Annotated in this window: 14 protein-coding genes; 6 read left to right on the plus strand and 8 right to left on the minus strand. The window is 60.2% G+C overall.

Features of this window, described 5'->3' with window-relative positions; genetic code table 11:
• Positions 1-11: 11 nt before the first annotated feature.
• On the minus strand, positions 12-1130 hold the full coding sequence (locus tag V3W27_RS08115; RefSeq protein ID WP_097086513.1) for a TIGR00730 family Rossman fold protein: 1119 nt from the start codon (positions 1128-1130) through the stop codon (positions 12-14).
• A 357-nt stretch (positions 1131-1487) separates the two neighbouring features.
• On the opposite strand from V3W27_RS08115, the gene V3W27_RS08120 reads away from it, so the two are divergent.
• Entirely contained in the window at positions 1488-1682 is a 195-nt protein-coding gene (locus tag V3W27_RS08120; RefSeq protein ID WP_027611087.1) for a hypothetical protein, read from the plus strand.
• Here V3W27_RS08120 and V3W27_RS08125 read toward each other — a convergent pair whose 3' ends face one another.
• Complete coding sequence (locus V3W27_RS08125; protein WP_027611088.1) at positions 1683-2108, minus strand: PA3611 family quorum-sensing-regulated virulence factor; 426 nt, start codon at positions 2106-2108, stop codon at positions 1683-1685.
• A gap of 189 nt (positions 2109-2297) precedes the next feature.
• Between V3W27_RS08125 and V3W27_RS08130 the strand changes: the two genes are divergently transcribed.
• The 3 genes from V3W27_RS08130 to V3W27_RS08140 all read left to right on the plus strand — a co-directional run bounded on the left by V3W27_RS08130 (position 2298) and on the right by V3W27_RS08140 (position 4356).
• Positions 2298-3044, plus strand: a complete 747-nt coding sequence (locus V3W27_RS08130) for a tRNA-uridine aminocarboxypropyltransferase (protein ID WP_027611089.1) — start codon at positions 2298-2300, stop codon at positions 3042-3044.
• A gap of 224 nt (positions 3045-3268) precedes the next feature.
• Entirely contained in the window at positions 3269-3919 is a 651-nt protein-coding gene (gene erdR, locus V3W27_RS08135; RefSeq protein WP_027611090.1) for a response regulator transcription factor ErdR, read from the plus strand.
• Between the two features lie 74 nt (positions 3920-3993).
• Positions 3994-4356, plus strand: a complete 363-nt coding sequence (locus V3W27_RS08140; RefSeq protein WP_003222276.1) for a diacylglycerol kinase — start codon at positions 3994-3996, stop codon at positions 4354-4356.
• Here V3W27_RS08140 and V3W27_RS08145 read toward each other — a convergent pair.
• A complete protein-coding gene (locus V3W27_RS08145) occupies positions 4353-5279 on the minus strand; it encodes a LysR family transcriptional regulator (RefSeq protein WP_025110814.1) in 927 nt (308 codons plus the stop codon). The genes V3W27_RS08140 and V3W27_RS08145 overlap by 4 nt on opposite strands.
• A 133-nt stretch (positions 5280-5412) precedes the next feature.
• Between V3W27_RS08145 and fpr the strand changes: the two genes are divergently transcribed.
• Complete coding sequence (gene fpr / locus V3W27_RS08150) at positions 5413-6192, plus strand: ferredoxin-NADP reductase (RefSeq protein ID WP_007908723.1); 780 nt, start codon at positions 5413-5415, stop codon at positions 6190-6192.
• Positions 6193-6363: 171 nt separating this feature from the next.
• Here the strand turns inward: fpr and tsaA are convergent, their stop codons facing one another.
• The 5 genes from tsaA to rimO form a co-directional block, all read right to left on the minus strand.
• Positions 6364-7062, minus strand: a complete 699-nt coding sequence (gene tsaA / locus V3W27_RS08155) for a tRNA (N6-threonylcarbamoyladenosine(37)-N6)-methyltransferase TrmO (RefSeq protein ID WP_330206359.1) — start codon at positions 7060-7062, stop codon at positions 6364-6366.
• A 185-nt stretch (positions 7063-7247) separates the two neighbouring features.
• Positions 7248-7715: a DUF1456 family protein gene (locus V3W27_RS08160; protein ID WP_027611093.1), complete on the minus strand. Its 468-nt coding sequence runs from the start codon at positions 7713-7715 to the stop codon at positions 7248-7250.
• A gap of 73 nt (positions 7716-7788) precedes the next feature.
• On the minus strand, positions 7789-8499 hold the full coding sequence (locus tag V3W27_RS08165) for an rRNA pseudouridine synthase (RefSeq protein WP_123587001.1): 711 nt from the start codon (positions 8497-8499) through the stop codon (positions 7789-7791).
• Positions 8500-8688: 189 nt separating this feature from the next.
• Entirely contained in the window at positions 8689-9162 is a 474-nt protein-coding gene (locus V3W27_RS08170) for a GNAT family N-acetyltransferase (RefSeq protein WP_330206360.1), read from the minus strand.
• A 218-nt stretch (positions 9163-9380) separates the two neighbouring features.
• Positions 9381-10718 carry a 30S ribosomal protein S12 methylthiotransferase RimO gene (gene rimO / locus V3W27_RS08175; RefSeq protein WP_003222282.1) on the minus strand — a complete coding sequence of 446 codons (1338 nt, stop codon included), beginning with the start codon at positions 10716-10718 and terminating at the stop codon, positions 9381-9383.
• 349 nt (positions 10719-11067) lie between these two features.
• Between rimO and V3W27_RS08180 the strand changes: the two genes are divergently transcribed.
• Positions 11068-12909, plus strand: a complete 1842-nt coding sequence (locus V3W27_RS08180) for a potassium transporter Kup (protein ID WP_408980434.1) — start codon at positions 11068-11070, stop codon at positions 12907-12909.
• Positions 12910-12954: the final 45 nt, after the last annotated feature.

Below are 12954 nucleotides of genomic sequence, written 5' to 3' on the forward strand. Positions count from 1 at the left end.
TTTTTTTGCCTTCAAATTACCTTTGATGGCTCACGTGCACGTTGGGCGGTCTGCGGTTGGGTGTGAGCCCAGTTTTCGGGGAGGTTGATGTAATCCACCAGTTCCCTGAGACGGCCATGATTTCGGGCATTGAACGCGAAAGCCAACCGCACCAGGTGGCTGTACTGCGCTTCGTCATGTTCCTCGCCGCTGTAAGCGTGTTGATGGAACTGGTCACTCAGGCACAGATCGGCGAAAGCCTCCTGCATATGCGCCATCGCCACGTCGCTGAGCTTGTGATGCATGCGAATCACGAACTGACGCTTGAGCCAGCGACTGGAGTGGAAGTTGCTGTAGAACTGGTTGATCTGCTCCACCGCCTCATCGACGTTATAGACCAGACGCATCAGTTTCAGGTCGGTGGGCAGGATGTAGTGGTTTTCTTCGAGTTGCTGGCGAATGAAATCCAGGGCGCCTTGCCAGAATGTTCCGCCCGGCACATCGAGCAGCACCACTGGCACCAACGGGCTTTTGCCGGTCTGGATCAGCGTCAGTACTTCCAGTGCCTCGTCCAGGGTGCCGAACCCACCAGGGCACAGCACCAGCGCATCGGCTTCCTTGACGAAGAACAGTTTGCGGGTGAAGAAAAAATGGAACGGCAGCAGATTGCCGGTGCCGTCCACAGTCGGGTTGGCATGCTGCTCGAAGGGCAGGGTGATGTTGAACCCGAGGCTGTGGTCACGCCCGGCGCCTTCGTGCGCGGCGGCCATGATCCCGCCACCCGCACCGGTGATGACCATCATGTCTGATCGCGTCAGGGCCGCGCCGAGTTCACGCGCCATTGCATACAGGGGGTGCTCGACCGGCGTGCGCGCCGAGCCGAATACCGTGACTTTGCGTCGTCCCTTGAATTGTTCCAGCACCCGGAACGCCTGCTCCAGTTCACGCAGGGCCTGCAGGGTGATCTTGGCGTTCCAGCGGTTGTGATCCTCTTGGGCCATGCGCAGCACGGTCAGGATCATGTCGCGATAAATCGGCAGGTTCGGGCTGTCGGGGGAAATCTGCTTGAGCTGTTCTTCGACCTTGCTGATGAGGTCGGGGCCGCTTTCCTGAAAATGACGGCTGAGCAGGTCATTTGGTTGGTAAGGCATTCAACGTCTCCTTCTGCACAGAGCGGGTGGCCCTGACGTGCGGCGTCAGTGCCGCGCTGCAAAAAACACACATTCGGCAGCTCCTTTTTCTGCCGTGAACAGGTGATCGGGAATACTTTGAATCTAGACCCTCGCGAGCCATTGCGCTGAGTTGATCTTTACGCCGCGCAGGCTTTGCTGGCAACCGTTGCGGGTTTATTGGAAATGAATATTCACCACTCGTCCGAAGGTACGCCGTAGAGCAATCACTCTGATTTACTAACCTACAGGCACTGTACGACAGCTTTGAGTCGGCAACCGTACGCAGGGTGCGCGCTTTTCAAGGATTCGCGGGTAGCAGGCATGGAGGCGGGAAAGATGGCCAGAGTGGTTCTGGAAATCGATACGCAGTTGTATCGGATGCTGAAAGCATCAGCCGAGACCAATCAAGTGAGTCTCGAAGAGGAGTGCTGCCGTCGGTTGGCAGGTGGAGAACGACGTTCTCGCTACTTGCAGGCCCTGGTGGCCGAATTGCGCGCCGAGGATGAACAACGGCGCGCCAATACCCGATGATTACTTCTTCTTCGCCGGGGCAGCTTTCGGGCAATCGGAATCCTGGTAGCTGGCCGAGCCGATGGCCTTGTTGGTTTTATATTCACTGAAGTCGTAACGCATGATCGCACCCTTGGCCATCAGCTTGCGGTACGACGGGTTATTGCACACCGAAGCACCCAGCTGGAAATACACGGCTTTTGGGTCAGCGCGCATCTTTTCGGCGTGGCTGGCCTGGACGCTCAGGTGGTTGATCAGGGTAACGCCCTCAACGGTGTAGCCCTGATCGAGAATGTCTTCATTGATCGCCCGCGGCGTGCCGACGCTGCTTTGCTCGGCGATGTTGCGCAGTTCTTTGTTCAGATTCTGCTCTTTCAAGGACGCCGCTTGTGCGCTGAAGGACAACGCCAGTGCGATGGCCGCGGTAGGAACGATAAGGCGCAGCATGAAACTCTCCTGATTCAGTGACTGGTGGTTCGACCAGCCCCGTGGCTGTGCGTTCAGTGGCGCCGGATTATAGGGGAGCCGGTCGGGACGGTACAGGTTTGCGCTCGTCGCTCTGGTAAACTGCCGGCCTTTATTGCCTTGCCGAGTGCTGTGTGTGTCGAGTTTTCCTGCCATAAGGCGTTGCCCGTGATCCATCATGCCCCCAACGCCGTAGCCCGCTTGCGTGACCAGCGCGAGGACGAAGGTATCAAGCCGATTCAGGCCCGTGGTTTTCGCTCCGAGCGTTGCCGCGACTGCCGGGTGATCATCAGCCACTGCCTGTGCGCCTGGCGGCCGACCGTCGAAACCCGTTCCGGTGTGTGTCTGATCATGACCGGCAAGGAAGTGTTCAAGCCGAGCAACACCGGCTGGTTGATCGCCGATGTGGTGCGCGACAACCACGCGTTCATCTGGTCGCGCACCGAACCCGACCCGCGGATGCTGGCGCTGCTCAACGACCCGCAATGGCAGCCGTACCTTGTATTTCCCGGCGAATATGTAGAACCGTCGCGGGTGACCAACACCGTCGTGCCCGATAGCAGCAAGCGTCCGTTGTTCATCCTGCTGGATGCGACCTGGACCGAGGCGCGCAAGATTTTCCGCAAGAGTCCGTACTTCGACCGTTTGCCGATTCTCAGCCTGCTGCCCGACAGACTCTCGCGTTATCGCCTGCGCCGCTCGACCCGCAGCGAGCACCTGTGCACCGCCGAAGTCGCGGCTTTGTGCCTGGAACTGGCCGGGGACAGCGATGCAGCGTCGGCGCTGGACGCTTACTTCGATGTGTTCAGCCAGCATTATCTGGGCGCCAAACAACAGTTGCCGCTCAACGAGTCGACTCCGGCCCACGCCGAGCTCTTGCCTTATATACGAAAGCCGCAAGCGGTGTTGGCCCGATAGTGGCCCATACTTCACCCAGCGGCGGCCGTGCTGCTTGACCACCCCGGCTACGCTGGGCATGCTTGGCGCCGATTGGGGTGCGGCCAGGGTTTGAAACGCCGTGTTTGCTCGTGATTGGCGTTGAACGTGCCCCTGTGGATAGCGCTGTGCGGCGGTATCTCGAGTTGCTTTGGCGAGGCCCGAATGCGTCGGGTCTGCCATCAAAAAACAGGATCATTTGAAAAATGGCCACATACGACATCCTGATTGCCGATGATCACCCTCTGTTTCGTAGCGCGCTGCATCAAGCGGTGACACTGGGCCTTGGCCCGGATGTGCGACTGGTGGAGGTGGCGAGCATCGCCGAGCTGGAAGCGCGCCTGACCGAAAAATCCGACTGGGATCTGGTCCTGCTGGACCTGAACATGCCCGGCGCGTTCGGGTTTTCCGGTCTGGTCATGCTGCGCGGGCAGTACCCGCAGATTCCGGTGGTGATGGTCTCGGCCCAGGAAGAGGCTTCGGTCATGGTCAAGTCCCGGGAGTTCGGCGCCAGTGGCTTCATTCCCAAGTCCAGCGACCTGAATGTGATTCAGCAAGCTGTGCGCAAGGTGCTCGATGGCGATGTGTTTTGGCCCCCGCAGGCATTCGAAGCCGTCAGTGTCTCCGATGAAGCCAAAGCCGCCAGCGACGGCCTGGCCAGTCTCACCCCGCAGCAGTTCCGCGTACTGACCATGGTCTGTGAAGGCCTGCTGAACAAGCAGATTGCCTACGAGTTGAGCGTGTCCGAAGCGACCATCAAGGCCCACGTCACGGCGATCTTTCGCAAGTTGAATGTGCGCACCCGGACTCAGGCGGCATTACTTCTGCAACAACTTGAGTCAATTCCGAGCCAATAAAGGCTGGCGTCTTCACGCTTTTTTGACTTTTGTTGCTCTAGCTTTCCCACTCCTTTCTGGTTGGTTTTTACGTTATGTCACCTTTCAAGGGCCAGACCGGCCTGAAACGCATCCTCAACGCATCCGGCTACTCGCTGGACGGCCTGCGCGCAGCCTTCACCGGCGAAGCCGCATTTCGCCAACTGGTGCTGCTCAATGTGGTGCTGATTCCGCTGACGTTCTTCCTGAATGTCAGTCGCGTTGAACAGGCGCTGCTGATCGCTGTGTGCCTGCTGGCGCTGATCGTCGAGTTACTGAATTCGGCGGTGGAAGCGGCGATTGACCGCATTTCCCTGGAACTGCACCCGCTGTCGAAGAACGCCAAGGACATGGGCAGCGCCGCGCAATTCGTGGCCCTGAGCATGATTGCCCTGGTGTGGGCGGTGATTCTGCTTTAAGCGATACTCGGCAAGACGATCTCGTCGCTGCGCTGCACCCCGGCGGTGAAGGCGCGGCACAGATCGAGAAACTCGCGCATGGCCGAAGTCTGGTATTTCTGCTTGTGCCAGATGAAGTAGAACTGCCGGGACAGATCCAGATCCGGGGTTTCCACCGCCACCAGGCTACCGCGTCGAAACGCATCACGCAGCGCCAGCCGCGAAATACAGCCAATCCCCAACCCTGATTCCACCGCGCGTTTGATCGCTTCGGTGTGCTCCAGCTCCAGGCGGATATTCAGCGCACTGCGATGGTGCCGCATGGCCTGATCGAAGGTCAGGCGCGTGCCGGAACCCTGTTCACGCAGAATCCACGCTTCGTGCGTCAACTCTTCCATGGTCGCGCTGCCACGTTTGGCCAGTGGGTGCTGCGGCGCGCAAAACACCACCAGTTCATCTTCCACCCAGCTCTGCACTTCGATATCCGGATGGCTGCAGTCGCCTTCGATTAGACCCAGATCAATTTCGTAATGAGCGACTTGATGCACGATATTGGCAGTGTTCTGTACGTGCAGTTTTACCTGGCTTTCCGGATGGCGCTGCATGAAGCCGCCGATCAGCAGGGTCGCCAGGTAATTGCCGATGGTCAGGGTGGCGCCCACCGAGAGTGAGCCGAAACCGGATTTGCCGTTGAGCAGGTCTTCGATTTCCTTGGATTGGTCGAGCAGTGCTACCGCTTGCGGCAACAGCTGTTTGCCGAGGGCGTTGAGGCTCAGCCGTTTGCCGGCACGATCGAACAGCTGGCAGCTGGACTGGCGCTCCAGTTCGGTGATCGAGGTGCTTGCCGCCGACTGCGAGAGGTTGAGCAGACCCGCAGCACGGGATACGCTCTCCTGCTGGGCGACGGCGACGAAGACTTGCAGTTGACGAAGAGTAAATCGCATATCGATATAACCGATAACCCTTATCTTAATAATCCAGTTAACAGATATTGTCGTCGCTATTAGAATGCGATGCAATTGCGCACTGTTGGCCGCAAAGGCGAGCGCAGACCCAATATCCAGGAGTCCCACGTACATGAGCAACATGAACCACGAGCGTGTCCTCAGTGTTCATCACTGGAATGACACTCTGTTCAGCTTCAAGTGCACCCGTGATCCGGGCCTGCGCTTCGAGAACGGTCAGTTCGTGATGATCGGCCTGCAACAGCCCAACGGCCGCCCGCTTATGCGCGCTTACTCGATCGCCAGCCCGAACTGGGAAGAGCATCTCGAGTTCTTCAGCATCAAGGTGCAGGATGGTCCGCTGACCTCGCAGCTGCAGCACCTGAAGGAAGGCGACGAGATCATCATCTCGAAAAAGCCTACCGGCACCCTGGTGCTTGACGACCTGAACCCGGGCAAGCACCTGTATCTGCTGAGCACCGGCACCGGTCTGGCGCCATTCATGAGCGTGATCCAGGATCCGGAAACCTACGAGCGCTTTGAAAAAGTGATCCTGGTGCACGGCGTACGCTACGTCAACGAAGTCGCCTACCGCGAATTCATCACCGAGCACCTGCCGCAGAACGAGTTCTTCGGTGAAGCGCTGCGTGACAAGCTGATCTACTACCCGACCGTGACCCGCGAGCCGTTCGAGAACCAGGGCCGTCTGACCGACCTGATGCGCAGCGGCAAGCTGTTCAGCGACATCGGTCTGCCACCGATCAACCCGCAGGACGACCGCGCAATGATCTGCGGCAGCCCGAGCATGCTCGACGAGACCAGCGAAGTGCTCGACAGCTTCGGCCTGAAGATCTCGGCGCGTATGCGCGAGCCGGGTGACTACCTGATCGAGCGTGCATTCGTCGAGAAGTAACCCGCAATACCTGTGGGAGCGGGCTTGCTCGCGAAGGGGGGCTGTCAGTCGACGTCAATGTTGAATGGCGCACCGCTTTCGCGAGCAAGCCCGCTCCCACAATGGTTTCGTGCTACACAGAAAAGCCCGCGTTGCCTGAGAAGGCAGCGCGGGCTTTTGCGTTTCCGGGGTTCAGGTGTTGGCGGGGATGACTTCCAGTACCCGGATCTGCTCCGGCGTCGGGTAATGCCAGCGCACGTCCAGATCCCAGAACTGCGCACCGTATTCGCGCTCCGGTGCCGGCGTCTGATACGCCGGGCGCGGATCCTGCGCCAGACACTGCTCAATCAACTCGATCAGCGGCTCGCCAAGGCGCTGTGCATGGCCATGCGCCTGTTGCAGCGCGACGTCCGTCCACTGCACGTCAATCAGCTGTGGCGCAGCGCTGGCGATGCTGTTGGAGGCGTCAGCGATGATATCGGCGTAAGGCACGTAGGGTTTGATATCGAGGATCGGTGTGCCGTCGAGCAAATCGATGCCCGAAATGAACAGCCGATTGGCCTCGACCTTGTCCAGCTTCACCACAGACTGCCCGATGCCATTGGGCCGGTGCGTCGCACGGGTGGCGAACACGCCCATGGACTTGTTACCGCCCAGCCGTGGTGGCCGCACCTTCAGCCGTGGCTTCTCTTCCAGGGCCTGATGAAACAGGAACAACAGCCAGACATGGCTGACCTGCTCCAGCCCCTGCACGGCGTCTCCCTGATCGAACGGCGCCACCAGCTCCAGCACGCCACGGGCGGCGGGGGCCAGTTGCGGCTGGCGCGGGATGGCGAACTTCTCCTTGAAACAGGAGCGCACGAAGCCGATGGGGGAGACGTTGTAAGTCATGGTCTGGAGTCGAGGTGGGAGCGGGGTGGGGATGATAACCCGAGGTGGCCGGGCCGACGCCTTCGCGAGCAAGCCCGCTCCCACAGGGATCTCGAGTGGAGTCCGGTTTTGTGTCAGCCACAAAACCTGTGGGAGCGGGCTTGCTCGCGAAGGCCGCGCCACCGATTCAGAGCTTGTGGCGCAGATCAGCCACGAACGCGCAGGGTCAGGCCCTTGAGGAAGTTGCGCAGCAACTGGTCGCCGCACGCGCGGTAGTTGGTGTGGCCGACCTTGCGGAACAGCGCGCTCAGCTCAGGCTTGGACACCGGGAACTCGGCTGCCTTGAGGATCGCGTGCATGTCGTCTTCCTTGAGTTCGAAGGCCACGCGCAGCTTCTTCAGGATGATGTTGTTGGTCACTGGCACTTCGATCGGCTGCGGCGGACGGCTTTCGTCCTTGCCGCGCTTGAACACCACCAGACCGTCGAGGAAGTGCGCCATGACTTCGTCCGGGCAGCGCACGAAGCCTTCTTCGTCTTCTTCTTTCTTGTCGAGGTACGCGACGACGTCTTTGAGCTCCACGTCCAGGCCGCCGAGCTTGATGATCTCGATGACTTTCTTGTCGCTGATGTCGAGCATGTAGCGCACGCTGCGCAATACGTCGTTATGAATCATGTGGGTAATCCTGATATTTCGTTGTGGGCAACGCGCAGGCGCGCTGCCGGAATGTGTGGCGGCAGTGGAAGCTTTAGAACTTCTCTTTGCCGGACAGGTAGCGCCATTGGCCCACCGGAACCTTGCCAATCGACACGCCGCCGATGCGGATGCGGCGGATGCCGACGACCTTCAGGCCAACCGCTTCGCAGAACTGCGCGATGATCCCCGGCTGCGGGTTCTTCATGGCGAAGCGCAGGCGGTTTTCGTTCTGCCAGCTGGCCTTGACCGGCGGCAGCTCCTTGCCCTTGTGGGTGAGGCCGTGCTGCAGGCGATTGAGGCCGTGGGCAACCATGTCGCCTTCGACCTCGACCACGTATTCCTGCTCGATCTTGGCCGCGTCGGCAGTCAGTTTGCGCAGCACTTTCCAGTCCTGAGTGAACACCAGCAGGCCGCTGGCCTTGGGCTGCAAATCGGCGCTGGCCGTCAGGCGCAGGAAGTGCCCGCGCAGCGGGCGTTTGCCGTAGCGGTGCTCGTCGCTGAGGGTGTCGGCGCTGAGCGACTGCATGGCGGTGTCGACATCCATGCCGGCCGGCACGTTGAGCAGAATCGTAACCGGCTCCGGCGCGGTGGCCTGAGCGTCCTTGTCGAGCTCGACCTTTTGGTCGCCGACCTTGAATTGCGGTTCGTCGATCACTTCGCCGTCCACGGTGACCCAGCCGCCCTCAATGAACAGCTCGGCCTCCCGGCGGGAGCAACCGACCAGTTCGATGAGGCGTTTGGAGAGGCGAATCGGGTCAGTCATGACAGGGCCGTAACAAAAAAGGGGTGGGCATTGTACCTGCCTGGCGCCGGTTAAGCCCGGTTCCATTTCGGTAGGTGGTTTTTTGTAGGAGTGAGCCTGCTCGCGATTGCCGTCTGACATTCAGCATTGATGTCGGCTGGTCCGGCGCTATCGCGAGCAGGCTCACTCCTACAAGGGTTCTTTGGTGTGTCAGGCGTGGCTTGAGCGCTGCTGGGGCCGCCGCAGGCGCATATGCAGCAACGGGTACGGCTGGCCCATGCCATCCACCTCCGAGCGGCCGATCACTTCAAAACCCTGCTTGAAATAAAACCCCAGCGCCTGCGGGTTCTGTTCGTTGACGTCCAGTTCATCGGCATTCAGATGTTGCATGGCGTAGTTGAGCAGTTTCTTGCCCAAGCCTTGGCCACGATACTCGGGATCGATGAACAGCATTTCGATTTTGCCCGCCGCCACCCCGGCGAATCCGGTGATGCGCTGCTGACGATCCCTGGTGCAGATCAGCATCACCGCGTCCAGATAACGGGTGAGCACCAGATTGCGCAGCAACTCGATGTAGCTGTCCGGCAGAAAATCATGGGTCGCGCGGACCGAGGCCTCCCAGACCCGGGTCAGTTCCTGATAATCGCTGAGTTTCGGCGTGTGAATGACCGAATGCTGACGCATGCCCGATGGCCTCTTGTTCGTTTCAAGGGAGTCCTTCCCCCGGTAAACGATAGCCGTAAAAAAGCCCCGCATCTCGTAAAAAAGAGCGGGGCTTTTGAAGACACGACTATCCCCTGTGGGAGCGGGCTTGCTCGCGAAAGCAGTGTATCCGTCGACATACCAGTGACTGATACACCGCCTTCGCGAGCAAGCCCGCTCCCACAGGTACTTCGTGGTGCTTAGATCTGCTCAGCCCACAGGTCGTATTCGTCAGCGTCAGTCACCTTGCACCAGACCTTGTCGCCCGGCTTGAGGTTGCTGCCGTTGTCGATGAATACGTTACCGTCGATTTCCGGGGCATCGAAGAAGCAGCGGCCGACGGCGCCTTGCTCGTCGACTTCGTCCACCAGCACTTCGATCTCGCGGCCGATGCGCATTTGCAGACGGGCCGAGCTGATCGCCTGCTGGTGCGCCATGAAGCGCTCCCAACGGTCCTGCTTAACGTCGTCCGGCACCACTTCCAGGTCCAGATCGTTGGCGGGGGCACCATCGACCGGCGAATACTGGAAGCAGCCGACGCGGTCGAGCTGGGCTTCGGTCAGCCAGTTCAGCAGGTACTGGAAGTCTTCTTCGGTTTCGCCCGGGAAGCCGACGATGAAGGTCGAACGGATGATCAGGTCCGGGCAGATCTCGCGCCAGTTCTTGATGCGCGCCAGAGTCTTGTCTTCGAACGCCGGGCGTTTCATCGCCTTCAGCACTTTCGGGCTGGCGTGCTGGAACGGGATGTCCAGGTACGGCAGGATCTTGCCGGCGGCCATCAGCGGGATCAGCTCGTCAACGTGCGGGTACGGGTAAACATAGTGCAGACGCACCCACACGCCGAGGGTGCTCAGCGCTTCGCAGAGTTCGGTCATGCGGGTTTTCACCGGCGCGCCGTTCCAGAAACCGGTGCGGTATTTCACGTCGACGCCGTAGGCGCTGGTGTCTTGCGAAATCACCAGCAGCTCTTTGACGCCGGACTTGACCAGGCGCTGGGCCTCGTCGAGTACATCACCCACCGGACGGCTGACCAGTTTGCCGCGCATCGACGGGATGATGCAGAAGCTGCAGCTGTGGTTGCAGCCTTCGGAAATCTTCAGGTAGGCGTAGTGACGCGGAGTCAGCTTGATGCCTTGCGGCGGCACCAGGTCGATCAGCGGGTTGTGATCCTGACGCGGCGGCACCACTTCGTGCACCGCGTTGACCACTTGCTCGTACTGCTGCGGACCGGTCACGGCCAGCACGCTCGGGTGTACGTCGCGGATATTGCCTTCTTCCACGCCCATGCAACCGGTGACGATCACCTTGCCGTTTTCCTTGATCGCTTCACCGATCACTTCCAGCGACTCAGCCTTGGCCGAGTCGATGAAACCGCAGGTGTTGACCACCACCACGTCGGCGTCCTGATAGGTGGACACCACGTCATAGCCTTCCATACGCAGCTGGGTCAGGATGCGCTCGGAGTCGACCAGTGCTTTCGGGCAACCCAGAGATACGAAGCCAACCTTTGGATTGGCCGGCGCAGGAGTGGTGGACATGTCTAACCTCGGTGTTTTGTGACGTCGCTTGCCGTGTGGGAAAACCGACGGATGGGCGCTTAGGGTGCGCCTCTGATCAAAAAGTGCGCAATTCTAGCGATGAGCAACGCACTTGACCAGCTTTATGCAGGGAAATACGACGAGTGCTGCGCTATGCTTCGCGCCGTTGAGCTTTACCAATTTTTTACAGTCAACAAAACGTCTGTAACAACAGGTAAAACAGCGCATGCTGCACCACAAAGCATAGTGCTTCATTCAAAGAAGCCGGTTCGAGAATCAGGAGTGTTGGATGGGTCAGGCAAGTAGTCAGGCGGCGGGCGCCGAGCATTCGGCTGCAAAACCGCTGAGCATGCTGGTCGCGGCAGTCGGGGTAGTTTACGGCGACATCGGCACGAGCCCGTTGTACACCCTCAAAGAAGTGTTTTCCGGCGCGTATGGCGTGCCCGTCAATCACGATGGGGTGCTGGGTATTCTGTCGTTGATCTTCTGGTCGCTGATCTGGGTCGTTTCGATCAAATACATGATGTTCGTCCTGCGCGCCGACAACCAGGGCGAGGGCGGCATCATGGCGCTCACCGCACTGGCACGTCGTGCGGCGGGCAAGCGCAAGAGGTTGCGTTCGTTGCTGGTGGTTTGCGGACTGATCGGCGCGGCGTTGTTTTACGGCGACAGCATGATCACCCCAGCGATTTCCGTGCTGTCGGCGATCGAAGGCCTGGGCCTGGCGTTCGACGGCATCGACCACTGGGTGGTGCCGCTGTCGCTGGTGGTGCTGGTCGGCTTGTTTCTGATCCAGAGCCACGGTACGGCGCGGATCGGCATTCTGTTCGGGCCGATCATGGTCACCTGGTTCCTGGTGCTCGGCGCTCTCGGCGTTTACGGCATCAGCCATTACCCGGAAGTGCTGCATGCGATGAACCCGGTCTGGGCCGTGCGCTTTTTCATGGTTCACACTGGCATGGGCGTGGCGATCCTCGGCGCGGTGGTACTGGCGCTGACCGGTGCCGAAGCGCTGTACGCCGACATGGGCCATTTCGGGCGCAAGCCGATTGCCCGTGCGTGGTTCCTGCTGGTGCTGCCGGCGCTGGTGCTGAACTACTTCGGTCAGGGCGCCTTGCTGCTGGAAAACCCGGAAGCGGCGCGTAACCCGTTCTACCTGCTGGCGCCGAGCTGGGCGCTGATTCCGCTGGTGGGGCTGTCGACGCTGGCCACGGTGATCGCTTCGCAAGCGGTGATTTCCGGCGCGTTCTCCCTGACCCGTCAGGCGATCCAGCTCGGTTACATCCCGCGCATGTACATTCAGCACACCTCCAGCGATGAACAAGGCCAGATCTACATCGGCGCGGTGAACTGGTCGCTGATGGTCGGCGTAGTGCTGCTCGTCCTCGGCTTTGAATCCTCTGGCGCCCTGGCTTCGGCCTACGGCGTTGCGGTGACCGGCACCATGCTGATGACCACCATTCTGGTCTCGGCCGTCATGCTGCTGTTGTGGAAGTGGCCACCGATCCTCGCGGTGCCGGTGCTGATCGGTTTCCTGCTGGTGGACGGTCTGTACTTCGCCGCCAACGTGCCGAAGATCGTGCAGGGCGGTGCATTCCCGGTGATCGCCGGTATTGCGCTGTTCGTGCTGATGACCACCTGGAAGCGCGGCAAGCAATTGCTGGTCGAACGCCTCGACGAAGGCGCGTTGCCGCTGCCGATCTTCATCAGCAGCATCCGCGTGCAACCGCCGCACCGCGTGCAGGGCACCGCCGTGTTCCTCACCGCACGCTCCGACGCCGTGCCGCATGCGCTGTTGCACAACCTGCTGCACAACCAGGTACTGCATGAGCAAGTGGTGCTCCTGACCGTGGTCTACGAAGACATCCCGCGCGTACCGCCATCGCGCCGCTTCGAAGTCGAGGCCCACGGCGAAGGCTTCTTCCGGGTGATCCTGCACTTTGGCTTCACCGACGAGCCGGACGTGCCGCAGGCGCTGAAGCTGTGTCATCTGGATGAACTGGACTTCAGCCCGATGCGCACCACTTACTTCCTCAGCCGCGAAACGGTGATCGCCTCGAAACTCGAAGGCATGGCCCGCTGGCGCGAGGCGCTGTTTGCGTTCATGTTGAAGAATGCCAACGGCAACTTGCGGTTCTTCAATCTGCCGCTGAACCGGGTGATTGAGCTAGGGACGCAGGTCGAGATGTAGGCTCCGCCTTAATTGAAAAGCCCCCGTCGGCCTTTTGGCTGGCGG

The sequence above is a fragment of the Pseudomonas sp. AM14(2022) genome (assembly GCF_036346455.1).
Classification (GTDB): domain Bacteria; phylum Pseudomonadota; class Gammaproteobacteria; order Pseudomonadales; family Pseudomonadaceae; genus Aquipseudomonas; species Aquipseudomonas putida_A.

Coding starts and splice junctions, on each gene's coding strand:
- V3W27_RS08115 (WP_097086513.1), bottom strand. CDS start 1,130: ATGCCTTACCAACCAAATGACCTGCTCAGCCGTCATTTTCAGGAAAGC.
- V3W27_RS08120 (WP_027611087.1), top strand. CDS start 1,488: ATGGCCAGAGTGGTTCTGGAAATCGATACGCAGTTGTATCGGATGCTG.
- V3W27_RS08125 (WP_027611088.1), bottom strand. CDS start 2,108: ATGCTGCGCCTTATCGTTCCTACCGCGGCCATCGCACTGGCGTTGTCC.
- erdR (WP_027611090.1), top strand. CDS start 3,269: ATGGCCACATACGACATCCTGATTGCCGATGATCACCCTCTGTTTCGT.
- V3W27_RS08140 (WP_003222276.1), top strand. CDS start 3,994: ATGTCACCTTTCAAGGGCCAGACCGGCCTGAAACGCATCCTCAACGCA.
- V3W27_RS08145 (WP_025110814.1), bottom strand. CDS start 5,279: ATGCGATTTACTCTTCGTCAACTGCAAGTCTTCGTCGCCGTCGCCCAG.
- fpr (WP_007908723.1), top strand. CDS start 5,413: ATGAGCAACATGAACCACGAGCGTGTCCTCAGTGTTCATCACTGGAAT.
- tsaA (WP_330206359.1), bottom strand. CDS start 7,062: ATGACTTACAACGTCTCCCCCATCGGCTTCGTGCGCTCCTGTTTCAAG.
- V3W27_RS08160 (WP_027611093.1), bottom strand. CDS start 7,715: ATGATTCATAACGACGTATTGCGCAGCGTGCGCTACATGCTCGACATC.
- V3W27_RS08165 (WP_123587001.1), bottom strand. CDS start 8,499: ATGACTGACCCGATTCGCCTCTCCAAACGCCTCATCGAACTGGTCGGT.
- V3W27_RS08170 (WP_330206360.1), bottom strand. CDS start 9,162: ATGCGTCAGCATTCGGTCATTCACACGCCGAAACTCAGCGATTATCAG.
- rimO (WP_003222282.1), bottom strand. CDS start 10,718: ATGTCCACCACTCCTGCGCCGGCCAATCCAAAGGTTGGCTTCGTATCT.
- V3W27_RS08180 (WP_408980434.1), top strand. CDS start 11,068: ATGCTGGTCGCGGCAGTCGGGGTAGTTTACGGCGACATCGGCACGAGC.